This is a genomic window from Pseudomonas sp. ASL8, assembly GCF_056680355.1.
Window position 1 is genome coordinate 3,201,823 of the sequence record NZ_CM155278.1, and the last position, 18,927, is coordinate 3,220,749.

An 18,927-nucleotide genomic window follows, 5' to 3' on the forward strand; every position below is an offset into this window, starting at 1 on the left:
CCACTTATTTAGAGTCGTTTGTCGTTGATGGATTGGTGATGTCGTTTCTCGGTGCCTTGAGGTCGCTGACAGAGCAGGAGGCATCCCCCCGCAGGTTGATTATCAAGGTGCCAGCACGGTACATGTGTCTGTGCAGGTGAACAGGCGAAGCGTGAAGGGGCGGCAGCGCTCCAAAGCCGGGCATGAACTGCGGTCCCTAAAAACAACGTTAAACATGCTCGACAGTCGTCGGGCTTAGCACTTTCGGGGAAGTAACGATGAAGATTCGACGAATCCTTGGCGCAGGTGCCGCTCTGGTACTTGCGATCAGTTCCACGCTGGCGATTGCAGAAACAAAATCAACCCTGAGCATCGGCTATGTCGATGGTTGGTCCGACAGCGTTGCCACGACCCATGTGGCCGCTGAAGTGATCAAGCAGAAGCTCGGTTATGACGTCAAGCTGATGCCGGTTGCGACCGGGATCATGTGGCAGGGCGTTGCGACCGGTAAACTCGACCTGATGCTGTCGGCCTGGTTGCCAGTCACGCACGGTGAGTACTGGACCAAGAACAAGGACAAGGTTGTCGACTACGGTCCTAACTTCAAAGATGCCAAGATTGGTCTGATCGTTCCGGAATACGTCAAAGCGCAAAGTGTTGCCGACCTGAAAACCGATGACTCCTTCAAGAAAAAAATCGTGGGTATCGACGCCGGTTCAGGCGTGATGCTGAAGACCGATCAAGCGATCAAGGACTACGACCTGGATGGCTACAAATTGCAGGCCAGCTCCGGCGCTGCAATGATTGCCGAGTTGACCCGTGCTGAAGAAAAGCATGAATCCATTGCCGTCACTGGCTGGGTTCCGCACTGGATGTTTGCCAAGTGGAAACTGCGCTTCCTTGAAGATCCAAAAGGCGTTTATGGCGCAGCCGAGACGGTGAACAGCATCGGCAGCAAGGGTTTAGAGAAAAAGGCACCTGAAGTGGTGGCCTTCCTGAAAAAATTCTCCTGGAACTCCAAGGATGAAATCGGCGAAGTCATGCTCGCGATTCAGGACGGCACCAAGCCTGAAGTCGCCGCGAAAGACTGGGTTGCCAAGCACCCGGAGCGTGTTGCCGAGTGGACTAAGTAAAAGCGCTTAAACACGTCTACGTCGCACCTTTCAAGGCCATCTGGCATCGCTGCCAGGTGGCTTTTTGCCTTCCTTTTGCTGCGCGCTTTCCGACCCCCCTCGCTGAATCATTCCCTGCGTTATTCATATAGACGTGCATTGTCGCGCGCCGTTAGCTAATGTCGTTCTAATACTAAGGTCGTCTGGAGTGCGCTCACGAGCAGACTAAAGTGTAATTCGTTCAAACTCATCTGTGCTGCGAGGACAAAAATAATGAACGACAGCATTTACATCTCGATTCAAAACAGCCCCCTGTTTAAGGAGCTGGTCTCCAAAAGAGAGCGGTTCGCCTGGATTCTTTCAGCGATCATGCTTGGGTTGTATGCGGGCTTTATCTTTTTAATCGCTTATGCGCCAACGGTTCTCGGGGGCAAAATCAGCCCCGAATCATCAATCACGTGGGGGATCCTGATAGGGGTCGGGCTGATTCTTTCAGCGTTTGTCCTCACCGGGATCTATGTATACCGTGCGAACGGTGAATTTGATGACCTGAACAAAGCGATTCTGAAGGAGGCCAAACAATGATCCGGCGACTACTATCGGCCCTTGGCCTTGCTGTGTTCGCGCCGACTCTGTGGGCGTCTGAAGCGCTGACAGGCGCAGTGCAAAAACAACCGCTGAACGTTGCCGCTATTGCCATGTTTGTGGTGTTTGTCGGTTTCACCCTGTGCATCACCTACTGGGCGTCCAAACGCACCAAGTCGGCGGCAGACTATTACTCGGCGGGCGGTAAAATTACCGGTCTGCAAAATGGTCTGGCGATTGCTGGTGACTATATGTCGGCAGCTTCGTTCCTGGGGATTTCCGCGCTGGTGTTCACCACCGGCTACGACGGCCTGATCTACTCGATCGGCTTCCTGGTGGGTTGGCCGATCATTCTGTTCCTGATCGCCGAGCGCCTGCGTAACCTGGGCAAGTACACCTTCGCTGACGTGGCGTCCTATCGCCTCGGCCAGACACAGATTCGCACGCTGTCTGCCTGCGGCTCTCTGGTGGTGGTTGCGTTCTACCTGATCGCGCAAATGGTCGGTGCCGGCAAGCTGATTCAGCTTCTGTTCGGTCTGGACTACTACATTGCGGTGATTCTGGTGGGCGTCCTGATGTGCATGTACGTGCTGTTTGGCGGCATGTTGGCAACTACTTGGGTTCAGATCATCAAAGCGGTGTTGCTGCTGTCGGGTGCAACCTTCATGGCAGTCATGGTCATGAAGCACGTTAACTTCGACTTCAACACCCTGTTCTCCGAGGCGATCAAGGTTCACCCTAAAGGTGAAGCGATCATGAGCCCGGGCGGCCTGGTGAAAGACCCTGTGTCGGCGTTCTCTCTGGGTCTGGCACTGATGTTCGGTACCGCTGGCCTGCCACACATCCTGATGCGCTTCTTCACCGTGAGCGACGCTAAAGAAGCTCGCAAGTCGGTGCTCTACGCAACAGGCTTCATCGGCTACTTCTACATCCTGACCTTCATCATCGGCTTCGGCGCGATCCTGTTGGTAAGCACCAACCCGGCCTTCAAAGACGCTGCTGGCGCGCTGTTGGGCGGTAACAACATGGCAGCGATTCACCTGGCCGATGCGGTCGGTGGCAGCTTGTTCCTGGGCTTCATCTCGGCGGTGGCGTTCGCTACCATCCTGGCAGTGGTTGCAGGTTTGACCCTGGCTGGCGCAACGGCGGTGTCTCACGACCTGTATGCCAGCGTAATCAAGGGCGGCAAAGCCAACGAGAAAGATGAGATTCGGGTATCGAAGATCACCACTCTCGCACTGGGTGTCCTGGCTATCTTCCTGGGCATTCTGTTCGAAAACCAGAACATCGCGTTCATGGTTGGCCTGGCGTTCTCCATCGCGGCAAGCTGTAACTTCCCTGTCCTGTTGCTTTCCATGTACTGGAAAAACCTGACCACCCGTGGCGCCATGATTGGCGGCTGGATGGGCTTGGTCAGCGCAGTAGGCTTGATGATCCTTGGCCCAACCATCTGGGTAACGATCATGCACCACGAGAAAGCCATCTTCCCGTATGAATACCCGGCGCTGTTCTCCATCGCCATCGCGTTCATCGGTATCTGGTTCTTCTCCATCACCGACAAGTCCAAAGCGGCAGAGGGAGAACGTGCCTTGTTCCTCCCACAATTTGTCCGCTCGCAGACTGGCTTGGGTGCCACTGGCGCCGTTGCTCACTAACGTCTGTTGATGTCATGAAAAAAGCAGCCTTCGGGCTGCTTTTTTTATGGGCGTGAAAAATGATTGTTTTTGCTGAACCATAAAAAACCCCGCTATAAAAGCGGGGCGTTCTGCAGCCAGAGGACTAGATCCTGCCGAGCAGGACCAGTATCAACAGGATGACCAGAATAGTCCCGATGATGCCCGATGGCCCATAACCCCAGCTTCTGGAGTGCGGGAATACCGGCAGACCGCCAACGAGTAGCAGGATCAGGATGATGATAAGAATTGTGCCGATGCCCATGACGAGTTCCTTCTTGGTGAGTGGCTTCTGCAGTTCACGCATTTAACGCCCAATGCGTAAAGTGTGTGCTGCTTAAATGATCCGACTGCGGCTGTTTAAAAAAAGTCCGTGGACTGTGTCGTAATATTTCGCGGGAGGGGCAGGACCATGCTGTATCGCATTGCCGCCGATGCCGTTGTCCTCATGCATGTGCTGTTTATTGTCTTTGCCTTGTTCGGTGGATTACTGGCAATACGTTGGCGCTGGCTTATTGCGCTGCACCTTCCGGCGGTTGCATGGGGCGCGGCTGTCGAGGTATTTCATCTGTACTGCCCGCTTACGCCGCTGGAAAACGGATTGCGCGTGAAGGCCGGTGATCAAGGTTTCAGCGGTGGGTTTATCGAGCATTACCTGATTCCGCTGATCTACCCCGCAGGGCTGACGCCGCAGACCCAGTTGTGGTTAGGCGCCGGGGTAGTGGTGATCAACGGGGTGGTCTATTTCTGTGTGATAAGGCGCCATCGGCGTCAGCGCAACGCCTTATAACCCGTGGGTTTGCCCTTGGTATTCAGCAATTGGATGGTGAGGTGTTACGGGGGTGACCTTCGCTACACTGCGACTCATCTTCCCCGGAACAACAAGGCATTTTCCTATGCAAAATCGCATGATGATCACCGGCGCCGGGTCAGGCCTGGGTCGCGAAATCGCGCTGCGCTGGGCCCGCGAAGGCTGGCAGTTGGCGTTGTCGGACGTCAATGAACCTGGCTTGCAGGAAACCCTTAAATCAGTACGCGAGGTCGGTGGTGACGGCTTTATCCAACGCTGTGATGTGCGGGATTACAGCCAACTGACCGCCTTCGCCCAAGCGTGCGAAGAGAAGTTTGGCGGCATAGACGTTATCGTCAACAACGCGGGCGTTGCTTCCGGTGGTTTTTTCAGCGAGCTGTCGCTTGAGGATTGGGATTGGCAGATCGCGATCAACCTCATGGGCGTGGTCAAGGGCTGCAAGGCGTTTTTGCCGTTGCTGGAAACGAGCAAGGGCAAGATCATTAATATCGCGTCAATGGCCGCCTTGATGCAGGGCCCGGCCATGAGCAACTACAACGTGGCCAAGGCCGGCGTCGTGGCGCTGTCGGAAAGCCTGCTGGTCGAACTGCATCAACAGGAAGTCAGTGTTCACGTGGTATGCCCGTCGTTTTTTCAGACTAACCTGCTCGATTCTTTCCGTGGTCCAACCCCGGCGATGAAAGCCCAGGTTGGCAAACTGCTGGAAAGCTCGCCGATTACTGCCAGCGATATTGCCGACTACATCTTTGAGCATGTCGCCCAAGGTGAATTCATGATCCTGCCCCACGAGCAAGGACGCATGGCCTGGCAGCTGAAACAGAAGAGCCCGCAGATGCTCTACGACGAGATGATTTCCATGGCCGACAAAATGCGCAGCAAGGCCAGGCAGGGTCGCGAGTAAGCAGCAACCGGGGCGCGCTTTACTGATGCGGTATCGCCGACTTGCTCCAGCCCCGGCATGCAGTTAGGGTTGCCGGAATCTGCCCCAGCAACCTTGACGAGATGCCGACGTGCTCAACTATCTGTGGTTTTTTCTTGCGGCGTTGTTCGAAATCGCCGGTTGTTATGCATTCTGGATGTGGTTGCGCATGGGCAAGAGCGTGTTATGGGTGCTGCCGGCGCTGCTCAGCCTGACACTGTTTGCGTTGCTGCTGACCCGAATCGAAGCCACTTACGCCGGACGCGCCTATGCGGCTTATGGCGGCATTTATATCGTGGCATCCATTGGTTGGCTGGGGCTGATCGAGCGGGTTCGGCCACTGACGTCCGACTGGCTGGGTGCTGCACTCTGCGTGATCGGCGCCAGCATCATCTTGTTCGGCCCGCGATTGTCCAACGCCTGAGAAACCCAAAACCTGCCCGCGCTGCGGACTTCTCCTATAGTTTTGGTCGGCAGTTGGGCCGATTCCGTAGGATCGGTCTGGCGGGCATGAAGGGCATTACTGATTTACTTCAGATGCATTGAAGAGGCCGATTTCGCCGTGCAATCTTTGCTCTTTGTAACAAAAAAGGGTGGGGAAAATGCTTATATTGACGCGAGAAGTTGGAGAGACCTTTTCAATTGGTGATGACATCACCGTGCAGATTCTGAGCGTGAACGGCAATCAGGTCCGGCTAGGTATTACCGCACCCAAGCACATCAAAATCAATCGAGCGGAAGTCTTCATGCGCATGGCCAGTCGTCTGGCGGAGCAAGAGCCGGAGCCCACGGCGTGACCGGTATCAGTCGAACCATTCCTTGGGCACGTCGTGTTTGAGCATCAGTTGACACTGCTGGCTTTCCGGTTCGAATACGATCACCGCCTGACCCTTGCCCAAGGCATGACGCACCCTCAGTACGCGGGTTTCCAGCGGTGTCTCGTCGCCATTGTCGGTGCCGTCACGGGTGACGAAATCTTCGATGAGGCGGGTGAGGGTGTCGGCTTCAAGTTGGTCGTAGGGAATCAGCATGGTGTTCTCGTATGAATTCCCGCGATGCTAGCGCGGTTGAGGTCGGCAGGCTACATCCCTGGGCGGTGCTTCCATCCGGGCGGCAGGAGGTTTCCCACCGCCCAACGCCTCAAACCTCCTCGGCGCGCTGACCGATCAAGCTCTCCACCGCCGGTACGCGGGTGTCGGATTCCATCTGGGCATCATGTTCGAGCTGATGGCTGAAGCGCTCCAACGACCCTTTTGCCGGTTGTGCATCGCTGGCGAACACCGGCGGGCTAAGCATGTAGGCGCCCAGCAGACGGCTCAGGGCACTGAGGCTGTCGATGTGGGTGCGTTCATACCCATGGGTCGCATCGCAGCCGAAGGCGAGCAGGGCGGTGCGAATGTCATGCCCGGCCGTGACGGCAGAGTGTGCATCGCTGAAATAGTAGCGAAATAAATCCCGGCGTACCGGCAGTTCGTTCTCGGCCCCCAGACGCAACAGGTGCCGCGACAGGTGGTAGTCGTACGGACCTCCTGAGTCCTGCATCGCGACACTCACCGCATGTTCGCTGGAGTGCTGACCCGGGGCGACCGGGGCAATATCGATCCCGACGAACTCACTGACATCCCACGGCAGCACACCTGCCGCACCGGTACCGGTTTCTTCGGTGATGGTGAACAACGGATGGCAGTCGATCAACGGCTCGGCGCCACTGTCGACAATCGCTTTAAGTGCAGCCAGCAAGGCCGCGACGCCAGCTTTGTCGTCCAGGTGTCGCGCGCTGATATGCCCGCTTTCAGTAAACTCCGGCAGGGGGTCGAATGCGACGAAATCGCCGATGCCGATGCCCAGCGATTCGCAGTCGGCACGGGTGGTGCTGTAGGCATCCAGACGCAGCTCGACATGGTCCCAACTGATCGGCATTTCATCCACCGCCGTGTTGAACGCATGCCCTGACGCCATCAAAGGCAGGACACTGCCGCGTATCACACCGGTGTCAGTGAATACGCTGACCCGGCTTCCTTCGGCGAAGCGGCTCGACCAGCACCCTATCGGTACGAGGGACAGGCGCCCATTGTCTTGCACGGCTCGTACGCTGGCGCCGATGGTGTCCAGGTGTGCTGAGACGGCACGGTCGGGGCTATTTTGCTTGCCCTTCAAGGTGGCGCGAATGGTCCCGCGCCGGGTCAGCTCAAAGGGAATGCCCAGTTCTTCGAGGCGTTCGGCGACGTAACGCACGATGGTGTCGGTGAATCCGGTTGGGCTGGGGATCGCGAGCATTTCCAGCAGGACTTTCTGCAGGTAATTCAGATCCGGTTCGAGGATTTTTGCAGGGGTCATGAGGGGCGCTCCTGAAGCGATGCGGTTAGCTGTGTGCAGGCAGGCTGTGTGGAAACAGCAGGTCGACGAAACGTTCGGCGGTCGGTTGGGGTTCATGATTGGCCAGGCCGACCCGTTCGTTGGCTTCGATAAACACGTACTCCGGTTGGTCAGCGGCGGGCACCATCAAATCCAGGCCTACTACTGGAATGTCCAGTGCCCGAGCCGCACGTATTGCCGCATCCGCCAGCACCGGGTGCAGAATTGCGGTCACATCTTCCAGGCAACCGCCGGTGTGCAAATTGGCGGTGCGTCGGACCGCCAGGCGCTTACCCGGTGGTAACACGGTATTGAAGTCGAACCCTGCGTCGCGCACTGTGCGTTGGGTTTCTTCATCTTGCGGAATGCTGCTTTCCCCCGACGTAGCGGCCTCACGGCGTCGGCTTTGTGCGTCTATCAGCGCGCCAATTGCATGGTGGCCATCACCGATGACTTCGGCCGGTCGGCGGATGGCGGCAGCCACCACCTCGAAGCCAATCACCACGATGCGCAGATCCAGCCCCGGGTGATAGCTCTCGAGTAACACCCGGCTGTCGAACGGGCGGGCGCGCTCGATGGCCTTCTGGACGTCTTCAATCGTGCGCAGGTCCACGGCGACGCCATGACCCTGTTCACCATCGAGCGGCTTGACCACGATCTGCCCGTGTTCGTTCAAAAACTCCAGATTGTCATCGACGTTGCCCGCTAATTGCTGGGCCGGCAAATTCAAACCTGCTGCCTTGAGCGCCCGGTGGGTCATGCTCTTGTCCTGGCACAGGGTCATGCTGACGGCGCTGGTCAGGTCACTCAGGGATTCACGGCAGCGCACACGCCGTCCGCCATGACTGAGGGTGAACAGGCCGGCATCGACATCATCGACCTGTACGTCGATACCTCGTCGATGGGCTTCTTCGACGATGATCCGCGCATAGGGGTTGAAGTCCGCCTGTGGTCCTGGCCCGAGAAACAAGGATTCATTGATACCGTTCTTGCGCTTGATGGCGAAGGTCGGCAGGTTGCGAAAACCGAGCTTGGCGTACAGGTTTTTGGCGTGCAGGTTGTCATGCAGCACCGAGAGATCAAGGTAACTCAAGCCACGGCTCATGAAGTGCTCGATCAAATGCCGCACCAGTACTTCGCCCACACCCGGCCGGGTGCATTGCGGGTCAACCGCCAGGCACCACAAGCTGCTGCCGTTCTCCGGGTCGTGAAAGGCTTTTTGATGATTGAGGCCCATCACGCTGCCGATCACGGCATTGCTGTTCTCATCCTCGGCAATCCAGTACACCGGGCCACCGTGATGGCGCGGAGTCAGAAGGGCAGGGTCGATGGGCAGCATGCCCCGCGCCAGGTACAGGTTGTTGATCGACTGCCAGTCCGCATCGTTCTGCGCACGGCGAATGCGAAAACCACGAAACACTCGCTGTGCCGGCCGGTAATCGCTGAACCACAGGCGCAAGGTATCGGAAGGGTCGAGGAACAGATGTTGTGGCGATTGCGCCAGCACCTGCTGGGGCGCCGCGACGTACAGGGCGATATCACGCTCGCCGGGCTTCTCATTGAGCAAGTCGTTAGCCAGCGTCGCGGGGTCAGGGTAGGTGTGCCCGATCAGCAGCCGGCCCCAGCCGCAATGCAGGGCCAGAGGTTGGGCGTCAGGCTCGCTGCCGTCTTCCGCGAAGCGTGCTTGCAGGCGCTCATAAGAGGGCGCCTGACCGCGCAACAGGCGTTGGCTAAAAGCCGAAGCATTCTGTTTCATCAATCAAAGTCCTTGTTCGCTGAGCCACAGGTTCAGCGCTGCGAGCTGCCACAGTTTGGAGCCGCGCAAGGGGGTCAATCCACCCTCGGGATCGGTCAGCAGTTTGTCGAGCATGGCCGGGTTGAACAGGCCACGGTCCTGACTCGGGTCGAGCAACAGGTCGCGTACCCAATTCAGCGTGTCGCCCTGCAAATGCTTAAGCCCCGGCACCGGGAAATAGCCTTTTTTGCGGTCGATCACTTCGGTCGGGATCACCCTTCGCGCCGCTTCTTTCAGTACCTGCTTGCCGCCATCGGGCAACTTGAAGCGCCCCGGCACTCGGGCCGACAGTTCGACCAGGCGATAGTCGAGAAACGGCGTACGCGCTTCCAGACCCCAGGCCATGGTCATGTTGTCGACACGTTTCACCGGGTCATCGACCAGCATGATCGTGCTGTCCAGGCGCAGTGCTTTATCCACTGCGGCGTCAGCGCCGGGTTGGGCGAAATGCTCGCGAACAAAGTCGCCCGCCGCATCATTGGCGGTCAGCCATTGGGGCTGCACGGTGGCGGCGTATTCGTCATACGTGCGGTCGAAGAACGCCGCGCGATAGGCCGCATAAGGGTCGCTGGCGCCGTCCACTTGTGGGTACCAGTGATACCCGGCGAACAGCTCATCAGCGCCTTGGCCGCTCTGGACCACTTTGCAGTGCCTGGCCACCTCACGTGACAGCAGATAAAAGGCAATGCAGTCGTGGCTGACCATCGGTTCGCTCATGGCGCGGAACGCCGCAGGCAACTGCTCGATGATTTCGCTTTCGTTGATGCGTAACTGGTGATGTTGAGTGCCGTAGTGTTTGGCGATCAGGTCGGAATATTGAAATTCGTCACCGCGTTCGCCGCCTGCGTCCTCAAAACCGATGGAGAAGGTCGACAGCTCCTTGACCCCGACTTCACGCAGCAAGCCGACCAGCAGGCTGGAGTCGACGCCGCCAGACAGCAAAACGCCGACCTCCACCGCGGCACGTTGACGAATCGCCACGGCATCACGGGTGCTGTCCAACACCCGGTCAGTCCAGTCTTCGAGGGTCAGATTCGCTTCGTCGGCGCGTGGGCCATAGGGCAGGCGCCACCAGACTTTTTGCTCGGACTTGCCGCTGGCGTCGATGCGCATCCAGCTGGCAGGTGGCAGTTTTTCAATGCCCGCGAGCAGGGTACGTGGCGCCGGAACCACTGCGTGGAAGTTCAGGTAGTGGTTCAGCGCGACCGGGTCGAGCATCGGGCTGATATCGCCGCCTTTGAGCAGCGCAGGCAACGATGAGGCAAACCGCAGGCGCTTGTCGGTGTGTGACAGGTAGAGCGGCTTTACGCCCAGCCGGTCGCGCGCCATGAACAAGGTCTGGGTGTCACGCTCCCAGATGGCGAAGGCAAACATGCCGTTGAGTTTGGGCAGCAGATCGACGCCCCAGGCGTGATAGCCCTTGAGCAGCACTTCGGTGTCGCCGTCGGAATAAAACGGATAGCCGAGTGCTTCCAGTTCAGCGCGCAGTTCCGGGAAATTGTAGATGGCACCGTTGAACGCCAGCGCCAGTCCGAGCTGATTGTCGACCATGGGCTGTGCCGAGCCTTCGGACAGGTCCATGATTTTCAGTCGACGGTGACCCAGCGCGATAGGCCCCTGGCTATGAAAGCCCCAGGCGTCCGGGCCGCGAGGGGCCAAATGATGGGTGATCCGTTCAACCGCCGCGAGGTCTGCCGGTTGATGGTCGAAACGTAACTCTCCAGCTAATCCGCACATGTAGCTTGAACCCTATGTGTTTCGGCACTCTTGGCGTCACTGGCTTTTTACTCGTACCACTTTCGTACCACTTTCCAGCATTTTCAGCTTCTCAAGCTCTGCCCAATCGTTCGGCGAGCTGATCCACTTGGCGTACGTAGAAAGCAGTACCTGTACGCTGTGCCCGAGTTGCGCGGCGATGAATGCCGGGTTCATGCCGGCCATCAAGCACATCGTTGCGTACGTGTGGCGGGTGTCGTACATCCTGCGGCGTCTAATTCCTAATTTCCGCAAAGCAGTAAGCCAGTAACGTTTTTGACCAGTCTCAGAGCGTATGTACAACTCCGATTTATCACCTGTTCCGCTCGGCGCGAAAACATAATCAGAGCGCGCCGCTGTGAGTGGTCTAGCCTTTTCGAGTGCGTGCAAAGCGCGATCGTTCAATAAAACTGTGCGTGGCCTCTTCGTTTTGGTCCGATCCTCGATGATTCCACGGATCTGAATTCGGCAAACATGTGCGGTTTTTTTGCGGGTATCGAGTTCGCTCCAGCGCAGCGCCATCACCTCACCCGGGCGCATCCCTGTGTAAAAGCAAAACTCGAAATAGGCCGCGTAGATTGCAGTCAATCCGCTCGTCGTTTTGTACAGGTGGGCGATGATGAGATCTGCTTCTTCCTTCGTAAACGGGTCAACGTCACGCTTGGGAACTTTCGCGCCGGGGATAGATAGGGCTGGGTTTCGGGTAACTATTTCGTCGATCATGGCCTGTTGGAATATCGACACCAATAAGCCGACCACGCCCTTGCGCCTCACCGGCGAGGTCCATTCGATCTCGTTCATGATCTTGCGCAATCTGACCGACGTGATGGTGTCGATAGGCATTTTGGCTAGATACGGAATCCAATAAACTTGCAGGGCCGACCTGTAGTTTCTGCGAGTGCCGTCGACGATCTGGAGGCTGTCCAGCCAGTCTTGGGCGTAGTCAAAGAAAATAGGTGCGACTTGATCTTGCACGGCCACGCTGCGCGTATTGGGGAACAGCCCGGCATACTTCTCTGCCGTGAGAGCGCCGAGCTTGTCTAGGCCCTTTACTTGAGCACGTAAATTCGCTGCTGCTGCGATTCCTTTCGCAGTTTGGGGGAGGGGGAGCGTCTCACAGCACCGCTTCTTGTTCCAGGAGAAACGAATTCGGATTGACCGCCCGATAAGTTCGACCCCGGCTGGCAGGTCCACAGGCTTTCTACCCATTCCTCGTATCTCCGTTTGCTGTAAATGATCCGACCATCAATCTTCATCCACACCCAGTTGGGGATGACTCCCTTCTCCCGCTTGCGTTGGAGCGCCTTCGCAGTACACCCCACCAACTCTCCCATCCGTTTTTCAGTGATCTTGTCGTGCCCTGCGTCTTCGTGCAGGTTTTCGGCTGCGGACATGGCTATTCCTCCTGACTCATCAGGTTTTCCGAATGCATGGAAACTGATGCGTCACGGCCGAGCGTCACGCGCGCCGGAAAAGCCTCGCCTTCCCACTTTCCTGCGAGGCCGCGGATTCCACCGTGGTGGGCATGTGGACGCTGCTTTTTGCCATCGAACATATTCACGAACGCCCTGAATAAATCCGGTTCGGTGGATATGCCGATCAGTACCCGGCATTCCGTTGAGTTGACCCGAACCCATCCGTCCTTGGTTCCGCTGTGTTGGCTGGTGCGGCTCAGCGCGTAGCGCTTACAGCTGTTCGATGTTCCGGCCGACACCTCGTTGAGGTAAAAGGCGACACCGTCTTGACGGACCTTGAGGACTGTCTTAGCCATGATTCACCCCCTGCTTACCCTTGATAACCTTCGACGACCCATCAGGGCTGTGCACCGTGAGCGTCGGTTTGTTCCTCGCCATGGTTCCGTCTGGTTGGCATGTGTAGGTTGGTAGCCCGTACAGCGGTCCGCCTGGCGCTGCTGGATCTGGCATAGCGCCAGGGTTTTCGCGCATTGTCTTCATCATCACCTCCATGTAGGCGTTGAAGAGAGGGCCATCCTTGAAGTCGGGCTGGTTGCGTCCCGAGCGAATGCTGGCGCTATCCTCGATCCCCGCGATGAAGGCGATGGCGGAAATTGCTCGGCCTTTGTCCTCCATGCAGTCGAGTGCTTCGGGGCGATGAGCTGGGTTTACATTCAAAATGTCGCAAATGCCGTCGAAGCCATACTTGGCGGTAAGGTTGCAGTCATTGTGGTACAGCCACACGCCGACATCCTCCAGGGTCGCGCGGTGAGCCTTTGAGGCTTCGCGTCGAGCTTCCTTCAGCATCTTCAGGCGTGACGCAGTGAAGGGGAGGCCCGCTTCAGCCTTTGGGATTTCCACATCATTGAAAGCCCTGAAGAACTTCCGCTCACCATGGATGTACTGGGCAACACGTCGCGCCATGATCAGCTCGCTACGCGGGGTACTGAATTGCACTTGGAGCATCTGAAGTAAACGGTCGGAGTGTTCAGGCTTCATTCGCATGGCTGCTCTCCCAGGCTGGAGGAGACGTAGGGCTCCTCATCCATGTCGAGGTATCGGTCGCAGCGCGGGCAGGCACTGTCGTTCAGGCTGATATGCGCCCGGCTCACCTTGTTCCAGCAGTGGGCGCACTTGACGATTTCCCCGTCCTGGTGATCCATGAAGCTCATTCGGTTCAGCTCGTCTTGGCTACCCATAACTAGCACCGCGCTGAAAGTGGTCAGCCAGCACCCGGCGCGCATCAATCCCGCACGATGCCGACATGGCGTAGATCTGGCCGAAGGTGGTTTCCCGGCACTGAAGGGCGTTGAACAGCTCGATCAGGCGCTGGCCTTTGGCTCCGTTGTGGCGTCTCATAGCTGAAATATCTCCTCATGGCTGCGAGGGGTAGGGGTGCTAGCAGGAGTCGGCTGATCCTGGTCGGCGGCTGATGTCTGGTTGGGCTTGCCGTTCAGTTGCGAGTCGGGCAGGCAGCTGATGCCGGTGCCGTTCACGATCCAGCAAGTGACGCCACGGCGGGCATCGTGCTGAACGTCGATGACTTGCTCGGCCTGACCGGCGCTGGCCTGACCAACGATCAGCAGCAGGGTGATGGCGATTACCGCTCGCATGGGTAGGCCTCCCGCTCGCCCGAATAAGCCTTCATTGCACGATCAATCTCTGCGTCGAGACCCTGTTCGATCAGCATGTTCTGGTGGCGATCACGCGGCACCAAATCCTGGCGGGGCGTATCGAAAGCTACATTGCGCAGCCACTCGTAGCGCTTGGCGTTGGCTGCCATGCGGACGTGATCGTCGATGCAGAACTCTGTCTCTTGGTTGACGTTTTCGCCTTCGTGGGCAATTTGGTTGACTTGCTCTGTGTCAACTGGATCGGGCGCGTATTCCTTTCCTTGGGCCTTGCACAGCAGCGGCCATACATCGTCTAGCGCTTGCCGCGAGTCTTCCCACATTTGTTCTGAAGGCTCCATGCCGTGACCCAAGACTGCATTCAATCCTCCGCACTTAACTTCGATCCGCTCTAGCAGGCTGAACATTTCGGGTGCGCACGCGGTGAGCAGCGGATCAACCGCCAGCGCCGCCTGCAGCAGGTCAACCTGCTCGGCGTGCCGCTCGCGCTCACGGCCGATGGTGACGTGGAAGTCTTCATCGCTCGCCGCGGCGATCACCGCGCCTGCACGGCCAATCGCGACTGGCGCGCCGAGCTTTACGTATTGGGCGATTTGCTCCAGAGAGCCACCTTCTGCCGGGCGAAGAACAATGCTGATGCGGTCAATGATTGGCCGCGCCTTGAATTCACTGAGCGGCATGGCGCGCCCCTTCTTTAGCCGGGATACCTGCACGAATGCGGTCATAGATTTCTTGGCGGTGCACGTCGACGCTTTCTGGCGCCTCGATACCCAGCCGCACCTGGCTACCGGTGATTGCGAGAACTGTGACGCTGATGTCGTCATTTATGCGGATGGTTTCGCCTATGCGGCGCGTGAGGATTAGCATTTGAACTCCTTGTTGGCTTTATTCAGAGCGAGCAAATGCCCGCCGCGCTGTTGGCTTTCGCAAAAATCTGTATTGGATTACGTGGTCAGCTATCGCTTGAGCACTGGACAGCCACACCGCTGAAGTGGCTCGCCGCTGCGCACGCAATCACGCAACGAAAATGCCCTGGGTAGATTCCTGCTCTTGCTGACGTTGCGGGGCAGGGATCATGCCGCCCGAGAAGCTGATGAGGCCCATTGCAAAAGCCTTGGCGACCAATGCTGCGCGCTTCGTGCAGCCCAGCTTTGTCGATGCAGCAAGAAGGCGCTTGTCCACACTATCTGGCGCCAGGCCCAGCTCGCGGGCAGCTTCTTTTGAAGTCATGCCTGCTGCTACTGCCAGCAGGCACTGCAGCTCTCTTGGAGCCACGCCCTTGCCGAGTTGGCCGGTTAATCCTGCGAAAGTGATTGTCATGAGTAGTGCTCCGTGCCGAGTGATAGATATTCAAGCATGCCTGTGTTTTAAGGCAAGCAAACTTGCATTAATAAAAACATGAGGTGATCAATAATGCAAGCAAGCTTGTGTAAATTTTTAGTACTGTACGGATATACAGTTTTTCAAAGGAGTGGGCGGCATGGCAAAAAAACAGGCTAAACCGGTAGTCCGGCAGGAAATGAGTGGTATCGAGCGGCTTGGCTTGAGGGTGTCATCAATGATTAATCACCCCATTGCGCAGGATCAGCGCTGGGTGAAAATTCATCGACTAGACACGGATGGAGATCGAGAGTGGGAGGAGGTGATGAGCGTGCTTGGCGAGACCGACGGGATTGGGATGACCTTCAGTGATGAGGACGGATCAGTGCTGCTGGAGTGGGAGGCTTCCTCCGATCAAGATCCCCAGGTAGAGGCGCAGGATGAATTTGTATCGGTGGAGGTGCCTACGCCTTTTTGACAGTCACAAAAAAGCCCACTCGGGTGGTGGGCTTTCGAATATGGATATGTAGTTACCTGAAGCTTGCTAAGACTAATACCTGCAATCGGTGTTGCTGTTGGCTAAACTTCAAAACAGAGCCACTTACATTGCACCTTTGCAGTAAAGACTTGAAGCTTTTATTCATAGCTCGGCTGACGTAGCCCAGCTTTCCGCTTTTGGCATGAATCGCGATAGCGTCTGGGTCATAGATGTTATCTGGTTCTAGTTTAAACTGGACTGGTTCATTTTCAATAAGAGCCGTTTCTTTCTCCATATTGTACTGGGTGCCGCTAACTTCTAGGACTAAATCAACTGGTTCTGACGCATCCGAGAAGTCTGGGCAAAGCTCAAAGCTATCGCTAGCTAGGCGCGCGCCGGTATATCCAAGCAGAGAAAGATCCGATCCTGAAAAATTTGCCGGTAGTGCGTACTGTGCTAGATATTTAGCGAAGTCAGCCCTCTTGCGTGGCGGCAATCGACTCATAAAAGCGCCAATAGCATTTTCAAACTTTTCATGACCTCTCATAGTAAATGCAGGAAAGCCAATAAAGCCTTCCTCTTCAGCTTTTACATAGTCCTCGGTGTCTTTTAAATATTGAAAGGATACTGAGTTTTCAGTTCTATATAGTTCACCAACTATACGTCTGTGGTGATCCACTCCCTCAGATGCGCAGTGCCAAACAAGGAAAAGGCGTGATGGTTCAAATATATGATCAATTATGTTCATTTAATTTGCCCGTAATAATTTCGATACGCCTCAAGGTTAGCCTAATTACAAATTCAGCTCTGCTCTTTGTGAGTCTAGCATGCAAAGGCATAGGCAGGTCAACAAGCGCATACATCATGCCTACGAAACTTGCAGTATCGAATGAATTCAGTTTCTTAAGGAGCAACGTGCGCACCAAAGCATTATGTTTTGCAATAAATTCTATCGATTCTAGGTGTCCGATTTGAGTTAAGTTATCCATCGCAAACCGAATGTGGTGTCGCCCTTTCTTTATGTAGTTATCTAGGCGTGTATCATCCCATTGTTCAAATTTTCTTGGGATTATTTGGTATCCCAAGCTCGTCCCATTATCAAACCAAGGGGCAAATCGAAGTTTTACACTGTAATGTTCACCTTTACGCCTTGCCACGCTTTTTGTGTTGGCGGACAAGCTCAAAAGATATCCCCAGTTCTCTTGATGTCTATCAGTATTTCCAATGATTGAGTCAAACATCATCATTGACCAGAAGTCGTAAATTTGACTTTCACCTATGAAGTCTATATTTAGCTTTTGAGCGGTTAGCAAATTATGCTGGGTTCCTTTTTCCTTGTCGAAACCTCGTATTTCTCTGTAAAAGAAATGGCCTGCAGCGAAAAACATATCTTCGCCTTCTTTATAAAACCATTCGCTTAAAGAGCCGCATTCGCCTGTCATGGAATCATAAGCAGCATGAGAAGGCGGGACGGGAATGCTAAGCAGAAGCCCTATTTGGTAAGCTATGAGTTCAGCCCAAAATTGCTCTAGATATTTAGGGTCGGAAAGCTTAAACATATATTGCCAGCTCGGCCTGATGACAGCTTGAACCGGCACTGCAGGCGAAACGACTATTCTTTTAGGGCGCGCGCCCTCAGGGTAGGCTTCCGAAAACTCTAAGTGACGACCCCAATCTGCAACGTCAATCGGATTCAACTGGATCATGTCTAGATTCGCTTCCTAGCTTTTGCTTCCTGCGACAAACGCATTCTCGTTTTGATGCATCAAGCCTTCCTGGCATTCCATATCAGCAATACCTTTGCATGAATCGTCACATCATCGATCCGCGCTGTCTGGTTTTCGTAATGTTGGTTATCTGAAATCAATCTGTAGTGTTCCTCGTCCAGACGCATCATCCGCTTGATGTATAGCTCTTGGTGCCAAGTCACGACGTAAATGCCTTCGCCGATAAAATCTTTAACACCGCGATCAACGATCACCAGGTCTTTGTCGTTAATCGTGCCCTCCATGCTCTGACCCCAGCCAGTGATCATTGCGAGGGCTGAAGCTGTCGTGTAGGTGACGCCTTTCTCACGCAGGATATTTTCGCGCACGACAAGGTTTCGGACAGCCTCGTTGTAGTCGCCGGGAACCTGGCCGTGGCCCATGGCACCGCGCACGTCGTACTGAGGGATCAGAATTTCGCCATTGGTAGGGCTCAGAGCTGCGTAGTTCGCCGGGATGACGTTGCCAGACTTTACTTCGCTCGCCGTCTCTTCAACTGCGTCGGCAATCCGCTGCCGGGCATCCTCAGACAGATTATTGCCGTGCTTCGCAAGCATTTGCTGAACCATGGCGGCCGAGGATTTGAAGTCTGTTTTCGCTTGGCCCGGCTCCTTGCGCCGTGGCGGGTCACCTTTCCCTGAAAGCAGCCAGTCGACGGTCGTGTCATAGCCTTCGGCGATCGCAATCAGGTTCTCGTTCTTGATGTTGCCTGTGTCACCGGCAAACCACTGACGAACGGCTTCATAGCTCACTCCACAGGTGGCTGCTACATCCCTTTTGAAGCCGCGCGCACCTAGATCAGGTTTTCTGAGCAGGACGAGGCTGGTAATACGATCGGTGATTTTCATGTGGGCAATCTACAAGAGGACTTGGCAAGCATGCTTGCTTTGTAAGCACAAGCATGCTTGAATTAATATAGCTCAAAGGACTCAAATATGAATAAAGCACAAGCGATCAACCATTTCGGTTCAATTTCTGCCTTGGCAAAAGTCCTCAAGGTTACTTACGAGGCCGTTCGCCAGTGGGAGGAAGTCCCCGAGCTCCGTCAGTACCAGTTGGAGAGGTTGACCGAGGGAAGCCTCAGGGCAGAGGCGCTTCCGACCTTGAACCAAAAGATACGCCCAATCTCGCCCGCTGATCAGTCCTCTGATGGTGCTGGCGTTTTGTACAGTGCTAAGCAGGCGACTGCATGATCCCGCATTACCCATCCCCGTATTTGTTGTCCGGCTGACTTTCTGCCAGGCAACAAAAAGCCCGCTTCGTAGGCGGGCTTTCTAAATCGGCACTTGCTTCA

The 18,927-nt window shown here is 55.9% G+C and carries 27 protein-coding genes; 9 read left to right on the forward strand and 18 right to left on the reverse strand.

Annotation, left to right across the window (positions count from 1 at the left end; translation table 11 throughout):
- The first annotated feature begins 257 nt into the window (after positions 1–257).
- The 3 genes from AC1MEA_RS14705 to AC1MEA_RS14715 all read left to right on the forward strand — a co-directional run bounded on the left by AC1MEA_RS14705 (position 258) and on the right by AC1MEA_RS14715 (position 3,331).
- Entirely contained in the window at positions 258–1,112 is an 855-nt protein-coding gene (locus AC1MEA_RS14705) for a glycine betaine ABC transporter substrate-binding protein (RefSeq protein WP_219061565.1), read from the forward strand.
- Between the two features lie 252 nt (positions 1,113–1,364).
- Positions 1,365–1,676, forward strand: coding sequence for a DUF485 domain-containing protein (locus tag AC1MEA_RS14710; RefSeq protein ID WP_219061564.1), 312 nt, complete (start codon positions 1,365–1,367; stop codon positions 1,674–1,676).
- Positions 1,673–3,331: a cation acetate symporter gene (locus AC1MEA_RS14715; protein WP_449633775.1), complete on the forward strand. Its 1,659-nt coding sequence runs from the start codon at positions 1,673–1,675 to the stop codon at positions 3,329–3,331. Before AC1MEA_RS14710 ends, AC1MEA_RS14715 begins: the two co-directional genes overlap by 4 nt.
- A gap of 124 nt (positions 3,332–3,455) precedes the next feature.
- Here the strand turns inward: AC1MEA_RS14715 and AC1MEA_RS14720 are convergent, their stop codons facing one another.
- The gene (locus AC1MEA_RS14720; protein WP_020290439.1) at positions 3,456–3,614 is read right to left on the reverse strand and encodes a DUF3309 family protein; all 159 of its coding nucleotides are present in this window, start codon (positions 3,612–3,614) and stop codon (positions 3,456–3,458) included.
- Between the two features lie 147 nt (positions 3,615–3,761).
- Between AC1MEA_RS14720 and AC1MEA_RS14725 the strand changes: the two genes are divergently transcribed.
- The 4 genes from AC1MEA_RS14725 to csrA (AC1MEA_RS14740) all read left to right on the forward strand — a co-directional run bounded on the left by AC1MEA_RS14725 (position 3,762) and on the right by csrA (AC1MEA_RS14740) (position 5,876).
- A complete protein-coding gene (locus tag AC1MEA_RS14725; protein WP_449634898.1) occupies positions 3,762–4,139 on the forward strand; it encodes a DUF2784 domain-containing protein in 378 nt (125 codons plus the stop codon).
- A gap of 106 nt (positions 4,140–4,245) precedes the next feature.
- Complete coding sequence (locus AC1MEA_RS14730; RefSeq protein WP_449634899.1) at positions 4,246–5,061, forward strand: SDR family oxidoreductase; 816 nt, start codon at positions 4,246–4,248, stop codon at positions 5,059–5,061.
- Between the two features lie 109 nt (positions 5,062–5,170).
- Complete coding sequence (locus AC1MEA_RS14735) at positions 5,171–5,503, forward strand: YnfA family protein (protein WP_219061560.1); 333 nt, start codon at positions 5,171–5,173, stop codon at positions 5,501–5,503.
- A 178-nt stretch (positions 5,504–5,681) separates the two neighbouring features.
- A complete protein-coding gene (gene csrA, locus AC1MEA_RS14740) occupies positions 5,682–5,876 on the forward strand; it encodes a carbon storage regulator CsrA (protein WP_219061559.1) in 195 nt (64 codons plus the stop codon).
- Between the two features lie 6 nt (positions 5,877–5,882).
- Here the strand turns inward: csrA (AC1MEA_RS14740) and AC1MEA_RS14745 are convergent, their stop codons facing one another.
- From AC1MEA_RS14745 to AC1MEA_RS14810, 14 genes are all read right to left on the reverse strand, one after another.
- Positions 5,883–6,110, reverse strand: coding sequence for a YheU family protein (locus AC1MEA_RS14745; RefSeq protein ID WP_219061558.1), 228 nt, complete (start codon positions 6,108–6,110; stop codon positions 5,883–5,885).
- Between the two features lie 109 nt (positions 6,111–6,219).
- Positions 6,220–7,416: an osmoprotectant NAGGN system M42 family peptidase gene (locus AC1MEA_RS14750; protein ID WP_219061557.1), complete on the reverse strand. Its 1,197-nt coding sequence runs from the start codon at positions 7,414–7,416 to the stop codon at positions 6,220–6,222.
- Between the two features lie 25 nt (positions 7,417–7,441).
- Positions 7,442–9,190: an N-acetylglutaminylglutamine synthetase gene (gene ngg, locus AC1MEA_RS14755; protein WP_480416577.1), complete on the reverse strand. Its 1,749-nt coding sequence runs from the start codon at positions 9,188–9,190 to the stop codon at positions 7,442–7,444.
- 3 nt (positions 9,191–9,193) lie between these two features.
- Positions 9,194–10,966, reverse strand: coding sequence for an N-acetylglutaminylglutamine amidotransferase (locus AC1MEA_RS14760; protein WP_480416578.1), 1,773 nt, complete (start codon positions 10,964–10,966; stop codon positions 9,194–9,196).
- A 36-nt stretch (positions 10,967–11,002) separates the two neighbouring features.
- Entirely contained in the window at positions 11,003–12,151 is a 1,149-nt protein-coding gene (locus AC1MEA_RS14765; protein ID WP_480918149.1) for a tyrosine-type recombinase/integrase, read from the reverse strand.
- Positions 12,034–12,378: a hypothetical protein gene (locus tag AC1MEA_RS14770; RefSeq protein WP_480416579.1), complete on the reverse strand. Its 345-nt coding sequence runs from the start codon at positions 12,376–12,378 to the stop codon at positions 12,034–12,036. The genes AC1MEA_RS14765 and AC1MEA_RS14770 overlap by 118 nt, the downstream gene beginning before the upstream one ends.
- 2 nt (positions 12,379–12,380) lie before the next feature.
- Complete coding sequence (locus tag AC1MEA_RS14775) at positions 12,381–12,755, reverse strand: hypothetical protein (RefSeq protein WP_480416580.1); 375 nt, start codon at positions 12,753–12,755, stop codon at positions 12,381–12,383.
- Positions 12,748–13,443 carry a hypothetical protein gene (locus AC1MEA_RS14780; protein ID WP_480416581.1) on the reverse strand — a complete coding sequence of 232 codons (696 nt, stop codon included), beginning with the start codon at positions 13,441–13,443 and terminating at the stop codon, positions 12,748–12,750. The genes AC1MEA_RS14775 and AC1MEA_RS14780 overlap by 8 nt, the downstream gene beginning before the upstream one ends.
- A complete protein-coding gene (locus tag AC1MEA_RS14785; RefSeq protein ID WP_480416582.1) occupies positions 13,434–13,637 on the reverse strand; it encodes a hypothetical protein in 204 nt (67 codons plus the stop codon). The genes AC1MEA_RS14780 and AC1MEA_RS14785 overlap by 10 nt, the downstream gene beginning before the upstream one ends.
- Entirely contained in the window at positions 13,630–13,797 is a 168-nt protein-coding gene (locus AC1MEA_RS14790) for a hypothetical protein (RefSeq protein WP_480416583.1), read from the reverse strand. The genes AC1MEA_RS14785 and AC1MEA_RS14790 overlap by 8 nt, the downstream gene beginning before the upstream one ends.
- The gene (locus AC1MEA_RS14795) at positions 13,794–14,051 is read right to left on the reverse strand and encodes a hypothetical protein (RefSeq protein WP_480416584.1); all 258 of its coding nucleotides are present in this window, start codon (positions 14,049–14,051) and stop codon (positions 13,794–13,796) included. The genes AC1MEA_RS14790 and AC1MEA_RS14795 overlap by 4 nt, the downstream gene beginning before the upstream one ends.
- The gene (locus AC1MEA_RS14800; RefSeq protein ID WP_480416585.1) at positions 14,039–14,749 is read right to left on the reverse strand and encodes a hypothetical protein; all 711 of its coding nucleotides are present in this window, start codon (positions 14,747–14,749) and stop codon (positions 14,039–14,041) included. The genes AC1MEA_RS14795 and AC1MEA_RS14800 overlap by 13 nt, the downstream gene beginning before the upstream one ends.
- Complete coding sequence (csrA, locus tag AC1MEA_RS14805) at positions 14,736–14,936, reverse strand: carbon storage regulator CsrA (RefSeq protein ID WP_480416586.1); 201 nt, start codon at positions 14,934–14,936, stop codon at positions 14,736–14,738. Before csrA (AC1MEA_RS14805) ends, AC1MEA_RS14800 begins: the two co-directional genes overlap by 14 nt.
- A gap of 147 nt (positions 14,937–15,083) precedes the next feature.
- Positions 15,084–15,389, reverse strand: coding sequence for a response regulator transcription factor (locus AC1MEA_RS14810; protein ID WP_480416587.1), 306 nt, complete (start codon positions 15,387–15,389; stop codon positions 15,084–15,086).
- A 160-nt stretch (positions 15,390–15,549) separates the two neighbouring features.
- On the opposite strand from AC1MEA_RS14810, the gene AC1MEA_RS14815 reads away from it, so the two are divergent.
- Positions 15,550–15,867 (forward strand): DUF1654 domain-containing protein, encoded by a 318-nt coding sequence (locus AC1MEA_RS14815; RefSeq protein WP_480416588.1) that lies wholly within the window; start codon positions 15,550–15,552, stop codon positions 15,865–15,867.
- Between the two features lie 52 nt (positions 15,868–15,919).
- Here the strand turns inward: AC1MEA_RS14815 and AC1MEA_RS14820 are convergent, their stop codons facing one another.
- Genes AC1MEA_RS14820 through AC1MEA_RS14830 form a run of 3 tightly spaced genes read right to left on the reverse strand, consistent with a single transcriptional unit; the run spans position 15,920 to position 18,481 of the window.
- The gene (locus AC1MEA_RS14820) at positions 15,920–16,615 is read right to left on the reverse strand and encodes an HIRAN domain-containing protein (protein ID WP_480416589.1); all 696 of its coding nucleotides are present in this window, start codon (positions 16,613–16,615) and stop codon (positions 15,920–15,922) included.
- On the reverse strand, positions 16,602–17,573 hold the full coding sequence (locus AC1MEA_RS14825; RefSeq protein ID WP_480416590.1) for a hypothetical protein: 972 nt from the start codon (positions 17,571–17,573) through the stop codon (positions 16,602–16,604). Before AC1MEA_RS14825 ends, AC1MEA_RS14820 begins: the two co-directional genes overlap by 14 nt.
- A 59-nt stretch (positions 17,574–17,632) precedes the next feature.
- A complete protein-coding gene (locus tag AC1MEA_RS14830) occupies positions 17,633–18,481 on the reverse strand; it encodes an XRE family transcriptional regulator (RefSeq protein ID WP_480416591.1) in 849 nt (282 codons plus the stop codon).
- An 87-nt stretch (positions 18,482–18,568) separates the two neighbouring features.
- Here AC1MEA_RS14830 and AC1MEA_RS14835 point away from each other — a divergent pair, with 87 nt between their 5' ends.
- Positions 18,569–18,826, forward strand: coding sequence for a Cro/CI family transcriptional regulator (locus tag AC1MEA_RS14835; RefSeq protein ID WP_480416592.1), 258 nt, complete (start codon positions 18,569–18,571; stop codon positions 18,824–18,826).
- Positions 18,827–18,927: the final 101 nt, after the last annotated feature.